Source organism: Sphingomonas sp. BK235 (assembly GCF_004345855.1).
Lineage (GTDB): Bacteria > Pseudomonadota > Alphaproteobacteria > Sphingomonadales > Sphingomonadaceae > Sphingomonas.
This window is the reverse complement of the sequence record NZ_SLXN01000001.1, coordinates 1,059,388-1,078,472: the sequence shown is the minus strand read 5'-3', so window position 1 is coordinate 1,078,472 and position 19,085 is coordinate 1,059,388. Positions and strand designations below refer to the sequence as shown.

At 70.5% G+C, this 19,085-nt stretch carries 18 protein-coding genes; 12 read left to right on the top strand and 6 right to left on the bottom strand.

Annotation, left to right across the window (positions count from 1 at the left end):
- The first annotated feature begins 139 nt into the window (after positions 1-139).
- The 4 genes from EV292_RS05010 (at position 140) to EV292_RS04995 (ending at position 6,276) form a co-directional block, all read left to right on the top strand.
- Positions 140-1,645: an NAD(P)/FAD-dependent oxidoreductase gene (locus EV292_RS05010; RefSeq protein WP_132908014.1), complete on the top strand. Its 1,506-nt coding sequence runs from the start codon at positions 140-142 to the stop codon at positions 1,643-1,645.
- Positions 1,646-2,130: 485 nt separating this feature from the next.
- Positions 2,131-3,432, top strand: a complete 1,302-nt coding sequence (locus EV292_RS05005) for an EAL domain-containing protein (RefSeq protein ID WP_132908013.1) — start codon at positions 2,131-2,133, stop codon at positions 3,430-3,432.
- Positions 3,417-5,819 carry an ATP-binding protein gene (locus tag EV292_RS05000; protein ID WP_132908012.1) on the top strand — a complete coding sequence of 801 codons (2,403 nt, stop codon included), beginning with the start codon at positions 3,417-3,419 and terminating at the stop codon, positions 5,817-5,819. Before EV292_RS05005 ends, EV292_RS05000 begins: the two co-directional genes overlap by 16 nt.
- 61 nt (positions 5,820-5,880) lie before the next feature.
- Positions 5,881-6,276: a response regulator gene (locus EV292_RS04995; protein ID WP_279432401.1), complete on the top strand. Its 396-nt coding sequence runs from the start codon at positions 5,881-5,883 to the stop codon at positions 6,274-6,276.
- A gap of 64 nt (positions 6,277-6,340) precedes the next feature.
- Here the strand turns inward: EV292_RS04995 and EV292_RS04990 are convergent, their stop codons facing one another.
- A complete protein-coding gene (locus EV292_RS04990; protein WP_132908010.1) occupies positions 6,341-7,177 on the bottom strand; it encodes a class I SAM-dependent methyltransferase in 837 nt (278 codons plus the stop codon).
- A 53-nt stretch (positions 7,178-7,230) separates the two neighbouring features.
- On the opposite strand from EV292_RS04990, the gene EV292_RS04985 reads away from it, so the two are divergent.
- From EV292_RS04985 to EV292_RS04975, 3 genes are read left to right on the top strand one after another with little or no spacing between them, the layout of a single operon-like run.
- Complete coding sequence (locus tag EV292_RS04985) at positions 7,231-7,935, top strand: double zinc ribbon domain-containing protein (protein WP_243693601.1); 705 nt, start codon at positions 7,231-7,233, stop codon at positions 7,933-7,935.
- 31 nt (positions 7,936-7,966) lie between these two features.
- Positions 7,967-8,224, top strand: a complete 258-nt coding sequence (grxC, locus tag EV292_RS04980; RefSeq protein WP_132908008.1) for a glutaredoxin 3 — start codon at positions 7,967-7,969, stop codon at positions 8,222-8,224.
- A gap of 7 nt (positions 8,225-8,231) precedes the next feature.
- Positions 8,232-8,654 (top strand): DUF1178 family protein, encoded by a 423-nt coding sequence (locus EV292_RS04975; RefSeq protein ID WP_132908007.1) that lies wholly within the window; start codon positions 8,232-8,234, stop codon positions 8,652-8,654.
- On the opposite strand, the gene EV292_RS04970 is transcribed toward EV292_RS04975, so the two are convergent.
- Positions 8,629-9,675: a DUF4118 domain-containing protein gene (locus EV292_RS04970; RefSeq protein WP_132908006.1), complete on the bottom strand. Its 1,047-nt coding sequence runs from the start codon at positions 9,673-9,675 to the stop codon at positions 8,629-8,631. The two genes, EV292_RS04975 and EV292_RS04970, sit on opposite strands and share 26 nt — an antisense overlap.
- A 217-nt stretch (positions 9,676-9,892) precedes the next feature.
- Between EV292_RS04970 and EV292_RS04965 the strand changes: the two genes are divergently transcribed.
- Entirely contained in the window at positions 9,893-10,348 is a 456-nt protein-coding gene (locus EV292_RS04965; RefSeq protein ID WP_132908005.1) for a hypothetical protein, read from the top strand.
- On the opposite strand, the gene EV292_RS04960 is transcribed toward EV292_RS04965, so the two are convergent.
- Complete coding sequence (locus tag EV292_RS04960; protein ID WP_243693600.1) at positions 10,327-10,992, bottom strand: HAD-IA family hydrolase; 666 nt, start codon at positions 10,990-10,992, stop codon at positions 10,327-10,329. The genes EV292_RS04965 and EV292_RS04960 overlap by 22 nt on opposite strands.
- A complete protein-coding gene (gene leuA, locus EV292_RS04955) occupies positions 10,989-12,647 on the bottom strand; it encodes a 2-isopropylmalate synthase (RefSeq protein WP_132908004.1) in 1,659 nt (552 codons plus the stop codon). The genes EV292_RS04960 and leuA overlap by 4 nt, the downstream gene beginning before the upstream one ends.
- A gap of 251 nt (positions 12,648-12,898) precedes the next feature.
- Here leuA and EV292_RS04950 point away from each other — a divergent pair, with 251 nt between their 5' ends.
- Positions 12,899-13,288, top strand: a complete 390-nt coding sequence (locus EV292_RS04950) for a BLUF domain-containing protein (RefSeq protein WP_132908003.1) — start codon at positions 12,899-12,901, stop codon at positions 13,286-13,288.
- A 7-nt stretch (positions 13,289-13,295) separates the two neighbouring features.
- Here EV292_RS04950 and purN read toward each other — a convergent pair whose 3' ends face one another.
- Both purN and purM read right to left on the bottom strand, forming a co-directional pair.
- Positions 13,296-13,874, bottom strand: a complete 579-nt coding sequence (gene purN / locus EV292_RS04945; protein ID WP_132908002.1) for a phosphoribosylglycinamide formyltransferase — start codon at positions 13,872-13,874, stop codon at positions 13,296-13,298.
- A complete protein-coding gene (purM, locus tag EV292_RS04940; protein ID WP_132908001.1) occupies positions 13,871-14,962 on the bottom strand; it encodes a phosphoribosylformylglycinamidine cyclo-ligase in 1,092 nt (363 codons plus the stop codon). The genes purN and purM overlap by 4 nt, the downstream gene beginning before the upstream one ends.
- 63 nt (positions 14,963-15,025) lie before the next feature.
- Between purM and EV292_RS04935 the strand changes: the two genes are divergently transcribed.
- The 3 genes from EV292_RS04935 to EV292_RS04925 are packed head-to-tail and all read left to right on the top strand — an operon-like array spanning position 15,026 to position 19,082.
- Positions 15,026-16,288 (top strand): heavy-metal-associated domain-containing protein, encoded by a 1,263-nt coding sequence (locus tag EV292_RS04935; protein WP_243693599.1) that lies wholly within the window; start codon positions 15,026-15,028, stop codon positions 16,286-16,288.
- Entirely contained in the window at positions 16,285-16,905 is a 621-nt protein-coding gene (locus EV292_RS04930) for a chromosomal replication initiator DnaA (RefSeq protein ID WP_132908000.1), read from the top strand. Before EV292_RS04935 ends, EV292_RS04930 begins: the two co-directional genes overlap by 4 nt.
- A 56-nt stretch (positions 16,906-16,961) precedes the next feature.
- The gene (locus EV292_RS04925; RefSeq protein ID WP_243693632.1) at positions 16,962-19,082 is read left to right on the top strand and encodes an RNA degradosome polyphosphate kinase; all 2,121 of its coding nucleotides are present in this window, start codon (positions 16,962-16,964) and stop codon (positions 19,080-19,082) included.
- Positions 19,083-19,085: the final 3 nt, after the last annotated feature.

The window sequence follows — 19,085 nt, the reverse complement described above, 5'->3', positions numbered from 1 at the left end:
CGTTCCTTCGCGGTCGAGGTCACCAGAGTCGATATGGTCAGCCGCGGATGATCGTCTAAGCTTCCGACATTCTGAGCCAACAGCGGCAAGCGCGGCGATTGCCACGGCCGATCGCTGAACCGACCGGCTCCGGGGAGGCATGGTGGAACAGTTCGACGTCATCATCATCGGCGCGGGCCTCTCGGGTATCGGTGCGGCCTGCCATGTGCGGCGGCGATGCCCCGATCACCGCCTGCTGATCCTCGAGGCGCGCGAGGCGATCGGCGGAACCTGGGACCTGTTCCGCTATCCGGGGGTGCGATCCGACTCGGACATGCACACGCTCGGCTACGGCTTCCGCCCCTGGCGCGCGGCGGAGGCAATCGCGAGCGGCACGGCCATCCGGCAGTATATCGAGGAGACCGCCGTCGCGTGCGGGGTGATCGACTCGATCCGCTTCGGCCATCGCGTGATCGACGCCGACTGGTCGAGCGAGCTGGCGTGCTGGACGCTGACCATCGCGACTCGCGACAGCGATCCGCAGACGATCCGCTGCGACTGGCTGCACGCCTGCTCGGGCTATTACGCGTACGATCGCGCGCACCAGCCCCGTTTCGCCGGGCAGGAGCGCTTCGACGGCGTGATCGTCCATCCGCAATTCTGGCCCGAATCGCTCGACGTGGCGGGCAAGCGGGTGGCGGTGATCGGCAGCGGCGCCACCGCGGTGACGCTGGTCCCGGCGCTGGCCGAGGCCGGGGCTCACGTGACGATGGTACAACGCTCGCCCGGCTATGTCGTGGCGCGACCGTCGCGCGATCGGGTCGCCGACTGGCTGCGCGATCATCTGCCCGAGGGAGCCGCTTATGCCGTGACGCGCTGGAAGAATGTCGTGCTCGGCCAGATCTTCTTCCAGCTCGCGCGGCGCCGGCCACGCGGCGTTGTGCGGCGCCTCATCGCGATGGTGCGCGCGGAGCTGGGCGAGGGGCATGACGTCACCGCGCATTTCACCCCGCGTTACGATCCGTGGGACCAGCGACTCTGCCTCGTGCCCGACGGCGACCTGTTCCGCGTGCTTCGCGACGGTCGCGCACGCATGGTGACCGGCACGATCGAGCGGTTCGGACCCGGCGGGATCGTGATGACCGATGGAACAGCGGTCGACGCGGACGTGATCGTCACCGCGACCGGGCTCGAGATCGCCCTGCTCGGCGGGATGACGCTTCGTCAAGACGGCCGCGCGGTCGATCCGGCGCAGGCGGTCCAATATAAAGAGATGATGCTGTCGGACGTGCCGAACTTCAGCTTCACCTTCGGCTATACCAATGCGTCGTGGACGCTGAAGGCGGACCTGGTCGCGACCTATCTGTGCCGGTTGCTGCGGGCGATGCGACGGCGCGGCGCCGTCAGCGCGACGCCTCGGGTCGGTAAGCGCGGGGTGCGCCGACAGCCGTTCGCGGACCTGACCTCGGGTTACATACGCCGCGCGCTGCCGCTCCTGCCGCAGCAGGGCGATCGTCGTCCGTGGCGGCTCCACCAGGCATATTGGCTCGATCTGGCCGCATTGCGGTTCGGTGCGATCGACGACGAGATGATATTTAGCACGGGGACGCGCGTCGAAACCGCGCGACGCCAAACAAAGCCGGCCGCGTCGGCCAGTCGAACATAGGACGCCCCGGATCGCAGCCATCGTGGCTGCAAGTGCCGGGGCGTCGCCTAGCTTACCAGGGCTTGATCGTGGTGCCGACGAAGCCGATCAGTGCGAGGACGAATGCGAACATTGGTCTTCTCCTTACCAGGGCTTGATAGTGGTGCCGACGAAACCGATCAGCGCGAGGACGAAAGCGAGCATCGATCTTCTCCGTCTTACCAGGGCTTGATGGTGGTGCCGACGAAACCGATCAGCGCGAGAACGAAAGCGAGCATCGATCTTCTCCGTCTTACCAGGGCTTGATGGTGGTGCCGACGAAACCGATCAGCGCGAGAACGAATGCGAACATGGGGCTTCTCCCTATATCTTGCTCAACCCCCCCGAAGGGTAACGCGCCAGTAACGCTTTTTTCACCACTTCTCAATGTCGTTAACCAGAGGTTAACCCAAAGTGGGACGTACTTAAGTCAATCTTTAAGATCGGCTTTCTAGAGTGGGCGCGCGATGGCCACTCAGCCTCTTCCTTGGCCGCCCCGGCCGCACGGTGACGCGCGGCGCGACGGCGGCACCGCGGACGTGCTACGCACGGGGCGGATCCAGCTGCTCGCGCGGCTCCGGGACTATGCCGCCGTGCGGCGCAGCCTCGGCGTCGCCGCCGCGGGCGATCTGGTGCCCGGTGCGGCGGCTCGGCTCGCGGCGGCGTTGCCGCTGGCGCGGGTCGGGTCGGTGGGGCAGGACGTGGTGCAGGTGGACTGCAGTGGCGCGTTCGACGAGGTGGAGCATGTTGCGGCGGGAGTGCGGTCCTTCTTCGATCCGACGGCGGCGGGAGCCGATCGCGTCGCCGCGCATGGCTGGGCGATCGGCGTCGCGATCGGCGAGACTGACGTGGGCGACGTGACGCTCGCCGAGGCAGCCGAGGCCTCGCTGGCGCAGGCGCTGGCCGCACAGGCGGCGCATAGCGTCGGCCCGCCGCTCGTCGCCGGCGAGGATCTGGCCAGCGAGCTCGATCGCGCGCTGGCCGAGGACGAGATGGAGCTGTTCTACCAGCCCAAGCTCCACGTCCGCCAACAGGAGATCAAGAGCGCCGAGGCGCTGATCCGCTGGCGTCACCCCCGCCGCGGGCTGATCCTGCCGGCCGATTTCATCCCCGCGGCCGAGGAAGGGCGCCGCGTCGGGCCGCTCACCTTGTGGACCGTGCGCCGCGCGATCCAGGACCAGCGGCGGTTGCGGCGGCTCGGCCATGACGTCCGCTTGTTCATCAACATCTCGGGCCAGGTGCTCGCCGACGCTGCCTTCGCCGAGGCGGTGTGTGGCTATATCGCCGCCGCGCCCGATGCGCGGCTCGGCTTCGAGATCACCGAGACCGCGGTGATCCGCGATCCCGAGCGCGCGATCGCCAACCTCCAGCGATTCGACTCGATCGGGATCACCGTGTCGATCGACGATTACGGCGCCGGGCTGTCGAGCCTCGCCTATCTCAAGCAGCTGCCCGCGCGCGAGCTCAAGATCGACAAGCTCTTCATCACCGGGATCACCAGCTCGCATCGCGATCCGCTGATCGTGCGCTCGACGATCGACCTGGCGCATGCGCTCGACATGGAGGTGGTCGCCGAGGGCGTCGAGTCGCACGCGGCGCTCGCGTTATTGTCGGTGATGGGCTGCGACATGGTGCAGGGCTATGTGCTCAGTCGGCCGGTCGAGCTCGAGACGCTCGCCGGTTTCCTCTCGGAGGAGCGGCATCATCGCGCGTCGGCGGACACGCGCGCGTCCTTCACCCGACTGAGCGCGACGTGGAAGCGCGCCTGATCCGGCGGTTTGCCGCCGTTATCGTCTTCGTCGCCGCATCATGGTCGCCGCTCACCGCGCAGGCGGCGCCGGGCGGCAAGGTTGCCGTGGTGGACCAGATCCGCGAGCAGATGCTCGTCGACCCGCGCGGCGCGATCACCCTCGCGGAACGGGCGCGCGCCGCCGCGCCGTCGCCGCGCCGGCCCGCCGAATGGAACCGCGCCGCCACGCTCAGCTGGCTCGAGGCGGAGGCATATACGCGGATCGGGCAGCCGCGCCGCGCGCTCGGGTTGCTGAGCGTGGCGCAGCGTCAGGCCCGCGCCGCGGGCGACCAGTCGCGGCTCGCGGCGGACATCCTGTTGTCGCAGGGCAGCGCGCTCACCGACGCCGGGCGCATCACCGAGGCGCTCACCGCCTTGCAGCGCGCCCATGACCGGTTCGTCGCGCTGGGTGACCAGCGCAGTCAGGCCAAGGCGCTGACACTCATCGCTCTATTGTACCGGAGCGCGGGCGATTATGCGACGTCGCTGCGCTATTTCTCCGAGGCGTCGGACCGGTACGCCGACGATCCCGGCCTGACGGTTGCGATCGAGAATGGTCGCGGGCAGGCATTGTCCGCGCTGGGGCGGTTCGGCGAGGCGGAGGCCTCGTTCCGGCGCGCGCTTCGCGCCGCCGCGGCGGTTCGCAGTCCGCTGGCGCTCGCGCAGGCGCTGAGCAGTGTCGCCGAGGCGCAGCTTCGGCTCGGCCAGACCAGCCGCGCCGCCGAGAGCATCCGGCGCGGGCTCGCGCTGACCCAGCAGGAGAGTGTCGCGGTGCAGCGCCCGCAGCTGCTGGCGCTCGCCGCCGACGCCGCGCTCCAGGCGGGTGACCCGGCGCGCGCGCGCGCGCTGATCGAGCAGCGCTTCGCCGGGGTCGATCTCGCGCGCACGCTGATCGCCGACCGCGACGTCCACGACATCGCCTATCGCATCTACGCCGCCGGGGGAGACGACGCCGCGGCGCTGCGTCACCTGCGCGCGGTCAAGCGGCTCGACGACCAGGCCACCGAGATCGCGCGCTCGAACAGCGCGGCGCTGGCGGCCGCGCGCTTCGATTATGCCAATCAGGAGTTGCGGATCGCGCGGTTGAAGGCGGCGGACCTCGCCAAGACCGTCGCGTTCGAGCGTGCCACCGCGCGGAGCCAGCGGTTGATCCTGTACGGGACGGTGGCGAGCACGGTGCTGATCATCACGCTGCTCGGCATCGGGCTGTTCACGATCCGTCGCAGCCGCAACGAGGTGCGCGCCGCCAACGAGGAACTCGCCGCCAGCAACAGCGAGCTGGCGAAGGCGCTGCGCGCCAAGACCGAGTTCCTCGCCACCACCAGCCATGAGATCCGCACCCCGCTCAACGGCATCCTTGGCATGACCCAGGTGATGATGGCGGATCCGACGCTGGACGGCGTGACGCGCGACCGGCTCGGTGTCGTCCATGGCGCCGGCACGACGATGCGCGCGCTGGTCGACGACATCCTCGACGTCGCCAAGATCGAGACCGGTCGGATGACGATCGAGACCGCACCGCTCGACCTGCGGCTGTTGCTCGATGAATCGGCACGGCTGTGGCGCGATCCCGCGAACGCCAAGGGGCTCACCTTCGCGACCGCGATCGATGACGTGCCGCGCTGGATCAAGGGCGACTCGGCGCGGCTGCGGCAGATCGTGTTCAATCTCCTGTCGAATGCGGTGAAGTTCACGCCGGCGGGGACGGTCCGCCTCGAGGCCTCGGCGAAGGACGGGCGGTTTCGCATTACCGTCGCGGATACCGGGATCGGCATCGCGGAGAACGTCCATCAGCTGATCTTCGAGTCGTTCCGCCAGGCCGATGCGGGAACGACGCGGCAGTTCGGCGGCACGGGGCTGGGATTGTCGATCTGCCGGAACCTGGCGCGGGCGATGGGGGGCGATGTCACCGTGGCGAGCCGCCTCGGAGAAGGGGCTACCTTCGTCCTCGATCTGCCGTGCGTCCCGGCAGAGGGGGCCGAGCCGGAGCGCGCCGCGCTCGCGCTGCTGGTGATCGAGCGCAATCCGATCACCCGGGCGATGTACAAGGCGTTGTTCGAGCCGATCGGTACGGTCGCCTTCGCCGATGCCGCGGAGGCGCCCGCGGTGGCGGAGCGCGCACGGCCGGAGCGGGTGCTGGTCGATGCCGGCTCGCTCGATCCTACCACCGGCGGCGAACAGCTCGCCGCGCTCGCGGCCGCCACACGAGCGCCGATCGCGATGCTGATGTCGGCCGACACGACCGTGCGCCGAATCGATTGGCAGACGCCGTCAATCACCCAGGTTATCGAGAAGCCTATAGCCAAGAGCGCGTTGGTCGCGGCAGTGCGCGCCTTGCCGAGCGCGACGGTGCGCGACGCGGCGTGATGTGGTAGATGATGTTGAAGCGACGATCCGGATCGCGGTGCCATGGGGGGGCAGAGCGGTAGTGACGGCACTCACGGCCCTGTTCATCGAGGACGACCGGATGAATCGGCGCGTCGTCCGAGACATGCTCGATGTCGCGGGTGTCGCGATGGTCGAGGCGGAGAGCGCCGAGCTGGGCCTCGAGCTGATCGATCGCGGCGACTTCGACGTGATCCTGGTCGATCTGCGCATGCCGGGCATGGATGGGATCACTGCGATCCGCCACATCCGCGCGCGCCACGACCTCAAGGCGCGCCTGCCGATCATCGTCGTCACCGCGGACACCGCGGTCGACCTGCGTCAGCGCTGCCTGGAGGCGGGTGCGGACGACGTGATCTTCAAGCCCGTGGCGATGGACGCTTTGTTCGACTCGATGGGGCGGCTGCTCGCCGACGGGGACGACGACGAGCTGATCTGACCGGCTGCGTCATCGGATGTCGATCGATCCGGCGCGGCCGCGACGCGAAGCCGCTACCCGCTGTCTAATCGCCCCCGCCGCGCAACGCCGCCGCCAGCGACGCGCCGGCGCTGCCGCGCCGTGCCGGCTTGGGCTGGTCGGGGGAGGGTGACCAGCCGGTGAGGAATATCAGATCGAAGCGCTCGCGGACGCGCCCGTCCTTCTCGGCGCGTGCCGCGAAGGCCGCCGCCGCCCGCGCGAGCGCCTCGCGCGCGAGCGGGTGACGGTCCACCAGCAGGTTGCTCGCCGCCATGCCGCGCAGATCGTCGAGCAGCCGCCCCAGCCCCGGGTAGCGCACGTCGAGCGTCTCGACATCGGCCACGGGCAGGGTGAAGCCCGCGCGGACGAGCAGGTCCCCGGCGGAGCGCACGTCGATCTGCGGGTGAAGCCGGGCGACCGCTGGCTCCTCCGCGCCACGCAGCGCGGCGCGCAGCGCGGACAGGCTGTTGCCGCCGACGAAGGCGCCGAGAAACAGCCCGTCCGGGCGTAGTGCGCGACGGATCAACGCGAGCGCGCCGGGCAGATCGTTGACGCTGTCGAGCGTGCCTGCGGCGACGACGAGGTCGAAGGCCGCATCGGCGAAGGGCAAGCGATCCTCGTCCGCCTGCACCCCGCCGGCCGCGCGCGCGAAACCGAAGCCGGGGTCCAGCCGCGCCACCCGCGCGCCCGGCGGCGCGACGAAGCGGCCCGCGTGGCAGCCGAGATCGAGCACATCGGTGAAGTCGCGCTTCACCGCGTCGAGCCGATCGGCGATCCCGTCGAGCATGGCGGCACGCAGGAAGTCGTGTGCCGGGTAACCGGCCACGGCACGGTCCCGCCGTTGGCGCCGCGCGCGGCGAGCGAAGATCTCGGGTGGCTGCATGGGTCGGAGGCCGGCTTGTGCCCGCTCGCGCCGCATCCCACAAGCGCGGTGTGTTGGGGCGACTGATCGACGCGGTGCTGCCGCCACGCTGTCCCGGCTGCGGCGCGGTCGTGCTCGCGCAGGGGCGCTTCTGCGCGGCGTGCTGGGGGCAATTGCGCTTCCTCGGCGAGCCATGGTGCGCGGGGTGCAACCTGCCGTTCGTCCTCGACGCCGGGCCGGGCGCGCTCTGCGCCGCCTGTGCCGCGGCGCCGCCGCGCCACGCAGGGGTGCGCGCGGCGGTCGCCTATGACGCGGTCGCCCGGACGCTGGTGCTGCGGCTCAAACACGGTGGTCGCGCGGCCTATGCGGGCACGGCGGCGCGGCTGATGGCGCGACTCATGCCAGCGGACGCGACCTTGCTCGTCCCGGTGCCGCTGCATCGCTGGCGCTTATGGTCGCGCGGCTATAACCAGGCGGCGCTGATCGCCACCGCCCTGACGCGGCTGGTGGCGGTGCCCAGCGACGCGCTGTTGCTGCAACGCCATCGCGCGACACCCATGTTGCGCGATCGCGGACCAGCGGCGCGGCGCGAGGCGGTCGCGGGTGCGTTTCGCGTCCGCCGCCCCGCGGCGCTGCACGACGCGCGCGTGGTGCTGATCGATGACGTCTACACCAGCGGCGCGACCGCGAACGCCTGTGCCGCCGCGCTGCTCGATGCCGGGGCGCGGTCGGTCACCGTGCTGGTCTGGGCGCGCGTACTGGCCGACCACGCGGATTGACAGCGGCGCGACGAGCCCACACCTAGGCCGGATGGCACGGGTCGAGATATATACCAAGGCGTTCTGCCCCTATTGCGCGCGCGCGATGAACCTGCTGGCGCGCAAGGGGGTGACGGTGGAGGAGACCGACATCGGTCTGCAGCGCGACAAGCGCGCCGAGATGATCGGACGCGCGAGCGGGCGGTCGACGGTGCCGCAGATCTTCATCGACGGTGTCCATGTCGGCGGGTCGGACGATCTCCACGCGCTCGATCGCGCCGGCGAGCTGGATCCGATGCTCGCGGCGTGAGCGGGCGATGATCGTTTTCGATCTGCGCTGTGCCGGCGATCATGTCTTCGAGGCCTGGTTCGCCTCCTCCGCGGCGTTCGAGGAACAGCGCGCCCGGCGCCTGATCGCCTGTCCGACCTGCGGCGACGACGCGATCGAGAAGTCGATCATGGCGCCGAATGTCGCTGCGAAGGGCAACCGCGCGGTGACACGCTCCGGTCCGGTTACCGCGCGCGCGGCGCTGGCCGCGATCCAGGCCGAGATGCTGCGCCGGTCGCGCTGGGTCGGCGACGGCTTCGCCGATGAGGCCCGCGCGATCCATCGCGGCGACAAGCCCGCCGCGCCGATCCACGGTCAGGCGAGCGCGGACGAAGTCGGCGCGCTGATCGACGAGGGGGTGCCCGTCGCACCGCTGCTGGTGCCGGTCACGCCGCCGGAGAAGCTGAACTAACCGCGCCGGCCCCGCTCGCGCTGGGGATCACCAGGCGCAGCGCCGTGCCACGCGGCTGGTCGCACAGCGTCAGCGTCCCGCCGATCTGGCGTGCCAGCGTACGCGCGACGCGGAGGCCGAGGCTGGTCGCGGCATCCAGGTCGAACTCGGGGGACAGGCCGTCACCGTCGTCCGCCACCACCAGTGCGAGCGAGTCGTGGTGGCGGGTCACCGTCACCGCGATGCATCCATGGTCACGCTCGGCGAAGCCGTGCTCGATCGCGTTGGCGATCCCCTCGGCAAGGATCAGCGCGAGCGGGATCGCGGTGTCGGGCGACAAAGTGAGACCGGGTTCGATCCGCAGGGTGTGGCGCAGCCCCGGCTTGCTTCCCGCCGCCATCACGTCCTCCACCAGATCGGCGAGGAAGGTGTCGAGCGCGACCGGCTCGCCCGCGCTGTCGTAGAGCTGGCGCTGGATCCGGCCGATCAGCTGGAGCTTGGTTCCCGCCTCGTTGAGCGCCGCGCGCGCGGCCGGATCGTCGACGCTGCGCCGGTGATGGTGCAGCACCGCGCCCACCATCTGGAGATTGTTGGCGACCCGGTGCTGTAGCTCGCGGAACAGCAGGTCGCTCCGCTCCGCCAGCGCGCGGCTGCGCTCGCGCTCTTGCTCGAGATGACGATTGGCGCGCTGCAGCCAGTGGATCAGCGCGATGTCCAGGCCGGCCACCGCCGCGTAGAAGACGAGGGCCAACCATGTTCCGCCGACCAGCCGGAAGCTCATCAGCGGTGGGATGAACAGATACCAGGCGGTGAGCCCGCACGCGAGCGCGGCGACGATCCCCGCGCGGGATCCGAACAGGAAGGAGGACAGGATCACCGCCGGGAAGAAGGTGACGAAGGGGAAGCCCGGCGGGAAGATATCATCCAGAAGCAGCCGCACCGCCGCGGCGACGGCGGTGAGCAGCAGCGCGGCGCCGCAGGCGACGAACGTGTTTCCACCGTCGAGCCGCCGTCGTGCGGAAGCCGAGACAACCGCCTTCATCGTGATCGTGCCCCCACCGCGATCCCACCGCGATGCCTAAGTTCTAGCAGCGCGGCACGACGCTGTCATCGGCATGTCATATAACCCGCGTCACGCGCGCCATGATCCATGTCAGTCGATCCGAGCTGAACGACGGACGCCGAACGGCGTTGATCTCTTCGGCACAGGAGGTGCGCATCATGACCGATGAGATCATCCCGGCGCGCGGCGACGTCGCATGAGTGGCGAGGGTTTCCGCCTCTACGGTACGCCCGATCCCGCGATGGACCAGCGTCCGCCCGCGAGCGGGATGCGCGGTGAGGGAGATGCCGATCCCGGCGGTACCGGCTTCCTGCGGCAGGTCGAGTCGAGCGACGGCAGGTCACTCGTTGTCGACGAACAATCGGGGGTCAGCCACGTCGAGGCGGACGGCCGAGTTCCGGCCAGCGACCGACGCGTCACGGCTCCGACGCGATCGACCGTCGATCCCCGCGCGCTGCTGCTCGCCGGCGCGATCGGTTTCCTGCTCGGTCAGCTTCTTCCCAGGCCGGCGCGGCGGCCGCGTGCCGCCGGTCCGACCGAGCACGTGGCCCCGGTCGAGCCCGGCACGGTCGACTGGGACGCGATCGACGAGGCATCGGACGAGTCCTTCCCCGCCAGCGATCCGCCCGCTTATTCGACGCCGGGTCGCTGATCCGGATCGCCGAGCGTGAGGGCGCCGTCCTCCCACGCCGCGGTGAGTTCCCCATAACTCCCGATCGCGCGCCAGCGCGTGTCGAGCGGCTCATGGTGCGTCGCCGAGATCACCATCACGTCGGCACCCGCCGCCTCGGCCGCGGCGATGCCCGCGGGCGCGTCCTCCCAGACGAGACAGTCGCGCGGGTCGACGCCGAGCCGCTCGGCGGCGAGCAGGAAACAGTCGGGTGCCGGCTTGCCGCGCTCGACGTCGTCGGCGGTGACCATCACCGCAGGCGGGGTGACGCCGGCCGCCTTGAGCCTGACCTCGGCGAGCGAGCGCGGCGCCGAGGTGACGATCGCCCAGCGCTCCGGCGGCAGTGCCGCGGTGAAGGCCGCTGCCCCCGCGATCTCGACCACGTCGGCGACATCGTCGATCTCGGCCTGGAGCAGCAGCTCGAACTCGCGCTGCGGGTCGACCCCGGGCGGGGCGAAGCGACGGATCGTCTCGATCGCCTTCACGCCGTGCATCACCTTCATCAGCTCGTCGACATCGACACCGTTGCGCTCGGCCCAGGCGGTCCAGGCGCGGATCGCGGACGGGATCGAGTTGATCAGCGTCCCGTCCATGTCGAACAGGAAGGCGGCGTAGCGGCGCGTCACGCGCGGTTCGCCGCGGAGAGCACGGCGCGGACGCTCGCGGTGGCGATGTCGCTGTCGATGCCGACGCCCCAGACGGTGCGGCCGTCCGCGGTGCGGCACTCGAGATAGGCGGCGGCCTGCGCGCCGGCGCCGTGGCCGATCGCGTGCTCGGCATAGTCGATGACGTCGAGCGTCGGCCCGGTGCTGTCGGCCAGCGCCGCGATCACGCCCGAGATCAGGCCGTTGCCGCGACCCGACAGCGAGCGCTCCTCGCCGTCGATGGCGATGCGGCCGACGAAGACGCGCTCGCCCGCGGCGCCGCTTTCGTCATAGTCGCGCAGCACGAAGCGGTCGCTCGCCCCCGGCAGATAGGCGCGGTCGAACGCGCCCCAGATATCGGCGGCGTTGAGCTCGCGGCTGGTCTCGTCCGCCAGCGCCTGGACGTGGCGGCTGAAGTCGGCCTGGAGCCGCTTGGGCAGCCGCAGCCCCTTGTCCTGCTCGATCACCCAGGCGACGCCGCCCTTGCCCGACTGCGAGTTGACGCGGATCACCGCCTCGTAGCTGCGCCCGAGGTCGGCCGGGTCGATCGGCAGATAGGGGACTTCCCACAGCCCGTCGTTGCGCGTCGCCTGCGCGGCGAAGCCCTTCTTGATCGCGTCCTGATGCGAGCCCGAGAAAGCGGTGAAGACGAGGTCGCCGGCATAGGGCGTGCGTGGGTGGACCGGGATGTTGGTGGCATATTCCACCGTCTTCACGATCGCGTCGATGTCGGAGAGGTCGAGCCCGGGATCGACACCCTGCGTGTACATGTTGAGCGCGACCGTCACGAGGTCGCAGTTGCCGGTGCGCTCGCCGTTGCCGAGCAGGCAGCCCTCGACCCGGTCGGCGCCCGCCATGATGCCGAGCTCGGCCGCGGCGACGCCGGTGCCGCGGTCATTGTGGGTGTGGAGCGAGATCACCGCGGCGTTGCGCTGGCGCAGGTGGCGCGCGAACCATTCGATCTGGTCGGCATAGACGTTGGGGGTCGCGCACTCGACCGTGGCGGGCAGGTTGAAGATGATCGGCGCCTCGGGCGTCGGGGCCAGCACCTCGGCGACCGCCTCGCAGACCTCGAGCGAGAAATCGAGCTCGGCGGTGGAGAAGGTCTCGGGCGAATATTCGAACTGCCAGCGCGTGTTCGGGCGCTTGGCGGCCTCGTCGCGGAGCACCTTGGCGCCCTCCACCGCGATCCTTTTCACCTCGTCGCGCGTCATGCCGAAGACGATCTTGCGCCACGCCGGGCTGACGGCATTGTAGAGGTGGACGATCGCGCTGTGCGCGCCCTCCAGGCTCGCGAAGCTGCGCTCGATCAGGTCGCGGCGCGATTGGGTGAGCACCTGGATCTGCACGTCCTCGGGCACGCGATCGTCGCGGATCAGGCCCGAGATGAAGTCGAACTCGGTCGCACCGGCGGAGGGGAAGCCGACCTCGATCTCCTTGAGCCCGACCTTCACCAGCAGGTCGAAGAAGCGCGTCTTCTTCTCGGCGTCCATCGGATCGATCAGCGCCTGGTTGCCGTCGCGCAGGTCGGTGGAGAGCCAGCGCGGCGCGCGCGTGATCGTGGCCGAGGGCCAGCGCCGGTCGGGCAGGTCGACGGGAGGGAAGGGGCGGTATTTGGTCGCGGGGTCGCGCAGCATGACGGTGGCTCTCTCGACAGGAGCGGAAGGGGGGACGGTCCAGCCCTTAGGCGCGGCGCGGCGAACGCGCGAGCGGTGACGCGCCTAAGGGCGCGTAAGTCGAAGCAGCAGGGCGAGGCCGCGGGCCATGGTCATCGCTGGCCTGAGTAGCGCGGCGCCACCGTGCTTGTCCAGCATATCGGGCGGACCGGAAATCTTCAGCAAAAAGAAGTCTTTATTGCGGAGATAGGGGGCTCGTGAGGGAGTCAGCCATGTTGCAGCTGGTTTATATCAGCACCGTCGTCGCCGCCGTCGATACCGCCGCCATCCTCGACGTGTCGCGCGCCAACAACACGCGCGACCGGATCACCGGCCTGCTGTTCTGCGACGGCAGGCGCTTCCTCCAGGCGCTGGAGGGTGACACGGCGATGGTCGAGCGCAGCTATGCCCGGATCGCGCGCGACCCGCGGCATCGTGCGCTGGTGGTGCTGTCGCGTCGCGAGGTCGCCGCGCGCGAGTTCGGCGGCTGGGCGATGGCGGAGCGGGTGCCGGGTGCCGATGGCGCCGCCTTCACCCGCCGGGTCGAGGAGCTGGTCGCCGCCGCCTCTCCCGCGGTGCGCGCCACCTTCGACAGCTTCGCACGGCTCCAGCGCGCCGCCTGACCGACGCTCAGCCCGGGTGCGCCAGGCCGCGTGCATATCGGGTCAGCACCGCGGGGTAGAGGCGATGCTCGGCGGCGAGCACGCGCGTCGCCAACGCGTCTGGCGTGTCATCGGGCAGCACCGGCACCTCGGCCTGGCCGAGCACGGTACCGCCGTCGAGCTCCTCGGTGACGACATGCACCGAGCATCCCGCGACCGCGTCGCCCGCCGCGATCGCGCGGGCATGCGTGTCGAGCCCCTTGTACTTGGGCAGGAGGGAGGGGTGGATGTTGATGATCCGCCCGCGCCAGCGCGCGACGAACGAGTCCGACAGCAGCCGCATATAGCCCGCGAGCGCGATCACCTCGGTGCCCGCGTCGTGCAGCGCGGCGTCGAGCGCCGCCTCATAGGCGGGCTTGCCGATGCCGCGCGGGGAGAGCGCGAACGTGGGGAGGCCCTGTTCCCGCGCCCAGTCGAGCCCGGCCGCGTCGGGCTTGTCCGACGCGACCAGCACGATCGCATAAGCGTCGCCCGCCGCAGCGACGAGCGAGCGCATGTTCGATCCGCGGCCCGAGATCAGCACCGCGACGCGAGTCGGCGCGGTCATGCGTGGTGAGTCGCGGTCCAGGGCGTGCGCGCGCTCCACGTCTCGGCGCTGCCGGAGACGGTGCAGCCGCGCTCGCCCGCCACGATTCGCCCGATCCGGTGGACGGTCTCGCCCGCCGCGGTGAGCGCGTCGGCCACTTGTGCGGCGGCATCGGCCGCGACGACGACCGCCATCCCGATCCCGCAGTTGAAGGTGCGCGCCATCTCGCCCGGCTCGATCCCGCCCTGCGCCTGGAGGAACGCCATCAGCCGCGGCTGCTCCCAGGCGTCCGCGTCCACCTCGGCGTGCGTTCCGGCGGGCAACACGCGCGGCAGGTTCTCCAGCAGGCCGCCCCCGGTGATATGCGCCAGCCCCTTGATCCGGTGCGCGCGCAGCAGTGGCAGCAGGCTGGAAACATAGATCCGCGTCGGCGCCATCAGATGGTCCACCAGCAGCCGGTCGGGGTCGAACAAAGCCGGGCGGTCGAGCTTCCAGCCCTTGTCCGCGGCGAGGCGGCGCACCAGCGAGAAGCCGTTGGAATGGACGCCCGAGGAGGCGAGCCCGAGGATGACGTCGCCCGGCGCGATGGTCGTGCCGGTGAGCACGTCGCCGCGCTCCACCGCGCCGACGCAGAAGCCGGCCAGATCATAATCGCCCTCGGCGTACATGCCCGGCATCTCGGCGGTCTCGCCGCCGATCAGCGCGCAACCGGCGATGCGGCACCCTTCCGCGATCGAGGCGACGACTCGCTCCGCGACCGCGGTGTCGAGCCGACCGGTCGCGTAATAGTCGAGGAAGAACAGCGGCTCCGCACCCTGGACGATGAGGTCGTTGACGCACATCGCGACCAGGTCGATGCCGACGCCCTCGTGGCGCTGCCAGTCGATCGCGAGCTTCAGCTTGGTGCCGACCCCGTCGTTGGCGGCGACGAGCAGCGGATCGGTGAAGCCCGCCGCGCGCAGATCGAAGAAGCCGCCGAACCCGCCCAGGTCGGCGTCCGCACCGGGGCGACGCGTCGCACGCGCCAGCGGCGCGATCGCGCGCACCAGCGCGTTGCCCGCGGCGATCGAGACGCCCGCCTGCTCGTAAGTATAGCCTTCGTTGCTCATGGCGACGCGCCTAGCCACATCGCGCTTGGATTTCCACGCCTGCTTCGCCAAAAGACGCGCGACATGCGCCGCCTCCCCGTCCTCACCGCCGCCGTGGCCGCGACCGCGCTCGGCACCGCCGCGGTCGTCGCGCAGATCGAGGGCGGCGACCGTGGCGTCGCCGCGGTCGACAGCTCGAACGATTTCGAGGTGAGCGGCCTGCGCGTCGACGTCACCGGCGCGAACGCCGAGGCGGCGCGGCTCGCCGGCTGGCGCGAGGCGCAGCGCAAGGGCTTCACCCAGCTCGCGCGGCGACTGGGCGCGGGCGAGCGGACGCTGCCCGACGGCGCGCTCGACTCGATCGTGTCGAGCATCGTCGTCGAGCAGGAGCAGATCGGCCCCAACCGCTATATCGCGCGGCTCGGCCTGCTGTTCGACCGCACGCGCACCGCGGCGCTGCTCGGCGTCTCGGCCTATGTCGAGCGTTCGCCGCCCTTCGTGGTGGTGCCGGTGCAATGGTCGACCGGCGTCGCCACCGGGTTCGAGCAGCGCACCGTCTGGCAGGAAGCCTGGGCGCGCTTCCGCACCGGGGGCAGCACGATCGACTATGTCCGGCCGAGCGGCAGTGGCCCCGATCCGTTGTTGCTCAACCTCGGTCAGGCGGAACGGCCCGACCGCGGCTGGTGGCGCACCGTGATCGACCAATATGGCGCCAGCGACGTGCTGATGCCGACGGCACGGCTGACCCGGCAATGGCCCGGCGGCCCGGTGGTGGGCACGTTCGAGGCGCGTTATGGCCCCGATCACCGCTTGCTCCGCAGTTTCACGCTTCGCGTCGGCAGCGCGCGCGGCATCCCCGCGCTGCTCGACGAGGCGGTGCGGCGGCTCGACTCGATCTATCAGGAGGCGCTGCGCGGGGGTGACCTCGATCCCGACAGCGGGCTCAACCCGATCATGCCGGAGGCGACTCCGACGCCGATCGACCTGACCGGCGCGTTCGCCGACCTCGGCGTGCCGACCGCGGTGAACAGCAGCATCACCGTGCAGTTCGACACGCCCGATGCCGGCGCGGTGACGGGCACGGAGGGGGCGTTGCGCGGGGTGCCGGGCGTGTCGTCGGCGGCGACGACCAGCCTGGCGCTGGGAGGCGTGTCGCTGATGAACGTCAGCTTCACCGGGACGCCCGAGGCGTTTCGCGCCGCGCTCGAGACGCGGGGCTGGCAGGTGTTCGGCAGCGGCACCACGCTGCGCATCCGCCGCGCCCCCGCGGGGAGTGCGGCTCCCGCGGCCGCCGCGCCCGGGGCTGCGCCGCCCGCCGCCGCGCCCTCCCGCGGTCCGGGGGGATGAACCAATTCGCGCTGCCGCTGGCGCTGCCCGCCGACGCGCGCGACGCGGAATTCCTCGTCACCGATTCGAACGCCGCGGCGGTGCGGCTGCTCGATCACTGGGCGACCTGGCCGGTGCGCAGCGCGATCATCGCGGGACCGCCGCGATCGGGGCGCAGTCTGCTCGGCGCGATCTTCTCGGCGCGATCGGGCGCGCAGGTGATCGACGACGCCGAGCGTGCGCCCGAGGATGAGTTGTTCCACGCCTGGAACCGCGCGCAGGATGAGCGTCGGCCGTTGCTGCTCCTCGTCGCCGAGCTGCCGCCGACCTGGACGATCGCGCTGCCCGACTTGCGGACGCGGCTCGCGGCGAGCCCCGCGGCGACGATCGGCGCGCCCGACGACGCGCTGGTGCGCGCGCTGCTCGAGCGCGGCTTCGCGCGGCGCCACCTCGACGCGCGACCCGACTTGATCGCCTGGCTCGCCGCGCGGGTCGAACGGAGTCATGCCGCTGTCATCGATGCTATAGAGAGACTGGATCGCGCCGCACTGGCGGGTCGGCGCCGGCTGTCGATCCCGCTGGCGCGCGAAACCCTCCAGTCCGACGCGGCGTTCACCGCGCAGAGCGACCAGCCATGACCCGACCGACCACCATCGCCCGCATCGACGCCGAGGACGTGCTCGACGATCCCTTCATGGACCGCGACGGCGGGCGCTACTTCAACCGTGAGCTGTCGTGGCTGTCGTTCAACCGGCGCGTGCTCGACGAGGCCTGCAACCGCGCGCATCCTCTACTCGAGCGGCTGCGCTTCCTCGCCATCTCGGGCGCGAACCTCGACGAATTCTTCATGGTGCGCGTCGCCGGACTGAAGGGGCAGCAGCTCCAGGACGTCGAGGCGCGCTCGGCCGACGGGCTCACCCCGGGCCAGCAGCTCAGCGCGATCGTCGACGAGGCCGACTCGCTGATGGCGAGCCAGCAGGCGGTGTGGCGTGACATCCGCGCCGAGCTCGCCGAGGCCGGCATCGCGGTGCTCGGCAGTCATTCGCTCGCCACCGCGCTCGACGGCGAGCAGCAGGCGTGGCTCGAGACGCATTTCCACGAGCAGCTCTTCCCGGTGATCACGCCGCAGGCGCTCGATCCGGCGCACCCGTTCCCCTTCCTGCCCAATCGCGGCATGGCGTTGATGTTCGACCTGGTGCGCCGCTCGGACCAGGAGCCGATCCGCGAGCTGGTGATGCTGCCGCCCGGCATGCCGCGCTTCGTCCGCGTGCCCGGCGAGGGCGCGCGCTACGTCGCCACCGAGTCGATCCTCAAGCGTTTCGCGCCCGCTCTCTTCCCCGGCTACGACGTGCTCGGCGCCGCGGAATTCCGGCTGCTGCGCGACAGCGACATCGAGATCGAGGAGGAGGCGGAGGACCTCGTCCGCTACTTCGCCAACGCGATCAAGCGCCGGCGCCGCGGCCGCGTGATCCGGCTCGAGCTGGAGACCGGCATGCCCGACACGCTCGCCGCGGTGCTGCGCGACGAGCTCGGCGGCGCGGACGCGATCGTCACCGAGACGGGATCGTTCCTCGGCATCGGCGACCTCTCGCTGCTCGCCGACGAGGACCGGCCCGACCTCAAGTTCGTCCCCTTCACGCCGCGCTTCCCCGAGCGGATCCGCGAGTTCGGCGGCGATTGTTTCGCCGCGATCCGCTCCAAGGACATCGTCGTCCACCACCCGTACGAGACGTTCGACGTGGTGCTCGCCTTCCTCAAACAGGCGGCGAACGACCCCGACGTGGTCGCGATCAAGCAGACGTTGTATCGCGCGGGCAAACAGTCGGCGGTGATCAGCGCGCTGATCGCCGCGGCCGAGGCGGGCAAGTCGGTCACCGCGGTGGTGGAGCTGAAGGCGCGCTTCGACGAGGAACAGAACCTGCAATGGGCGAGCGCGCTGGAGCGCGCCGGCGTGCAGGTCGTCTACGGCTTCATCGACTGGAAGACGCACGCCAAGGTGGCGATGGTGGTGCGGCGCGAGAACGGCAAGTTCCGGACCTACTGCCATTTCGGCACCGGCAACTATCATCCGGTGACGGCCCGGATCTACACCGACCTCAGCTTCTTCACCGCCGACCCGCGGGTGGGGCGCGACGCGGCGCGGCTGTTCAACTACATCACCGGCTATGTCGAGCCGGGCGACATGGAGAAGGTGGTGCTCAGCCCGCGCGACCTGCGCGAGCGGCTGATGCGCGACATCGACGGCGAGATCGCGCACGCGCGTGCCGGCCGCCCCGCCGCGGTCTGGGCCAAGATGAACTCGCTGGTCGACCCCACGCTCATCGAGAAGCTGTACGAGGCGAGCAACGCCGGGGTGGAGATCGACCTGATCGTCAGGGGCATCTGCTGCCTCAAGCCGCGCGTGCCCGGCATGTCCGAGAACATCCGCGTCAAGTCGGTGGTCGGCCGCTTTCTCGAGCACAGCCGCATCGCCGCCTTCGGCAACGGCGCCGCGCTGCCCAACGACGACGCGCTGGTCTATATCTCGTCGGCGGACTGGATGCCGCGCAACTTCGATCGCCGCGTCGAATATCTGCTGCCGATCGACAATGAGACCGTCCACGACCAGGTGCTCGACCAGGTGATGGTCGCCAATCTGATCGACAATGAGCAGAGCTGGGAACTCCAGCCCGACGGCAGCTATGAGCGCGTCGAGCCGGGGGACAAGCCGTTCAACCTGCACCGCTATTTCATGGTCAATCCGTCCTTGTCGGGGCGCGGGGCGGCGCTCGACGGTGATGAGGTGCCGGTGCTGTCGCTGAGGCGGCGGCGTTGAGGC

Bases quoted from the DNA above. Each gene is read 5' to 3' on its own strand.
- EV292_RS04925 (WP_243693632.1), top strand. From the start codon at position 16,962: ATGGACCGCGACGGCGGGCGCTACTTCAACCGTGAGCTGTCGTGGCTG.
- EV292_RS04930 (WP_132908000.1), top strand. From the start codon at position 16,285: ATGAACCAATTCGCGCTGCCGCTGGCGCTGCCCGCCGACGCGCGCGAC.
- grxC (WP_132908008.1), top strand. From the start codon at position 7,967: ATGGCACGGGTCGAGATATATACCAAGGCGTTCTGCCCCTATTGCGCG.
- purM (WP_132908001.1), bottom strand. From the start codon at position 14,962: ATGAGCAACGAAGGCTATACTTACGAGCAGGCGGGCGTCTCGATCGCC.
- EV292_RS04990 (WP_132908010.1), bottom strand. From the start codon at position 7,177: ATGCAGCCACCCGAGATCTTCGCTCGCCGCGCGCGGCGCCAACGGCGG.
- EV292_RS05010 (WP_132908014.1), top strand. From the start codon at position 140: ATGGTGGAACAGTTCGACGTCATCATCATCGGCGCGGGCCTCTCGGGT.
- EV292_RS04935 (WP_243693599.1), top strand. From the start codon at position 15,026: ATGCGCCGCCTCCCCGTCCTCACCGCCGCCGTGGCCGCGACCGCGCTC.
- EV292_RS04970 (WP_132908006.1), bottom strand. From the start codon at position 9,675: ATGAAGGCGGTTGTCTCGGCTTCCGCACGACGGCGGCTCGACGGTGGA.
- EV292_RS04965 (WP_132908005.1), top strand. From the start codon at position 9,893: ATGAGTGGCGAGGGTTTCCGCCTCTACGGTACGCCCGATCCCGCGATG.
- EV292_RS04975 (WP_132908007.1), top strand. From the start codon at position 8,232: ATGATCGTTTTCGATCTGCGCTGTGCCGGCGATCATGTCTTCGAGGCC.
- purN (WP_132908002.1), bottom strand. From the start codon at position 13,874: ATGACCGCGCCGACTCGCGTCGCGGTGCTGATCTCGGGCCGCGGATCG.
- EV292_RS05005 (WP_132908013.1), top strand. From the start codon at position 2,131: ATGGCCACTCAGCCTCTTCCTTGGCCGCCCCGGCCGCACGGTGACGCG.
- leuA (WP_132908004.1), bottom strand. From the start codon at position 12,647: ATGCTGCGCGACCCCGCGACCAAATACCGCCCCTTCCCTCCCGTCGAC.
- EV292_RS04950 (WP_132908003.1), top strand. From the start codon at position 12,899: ATGTTGCAGCTGGTTTATATCAGCACCGTCGTCGCCGCCGTCGATACC.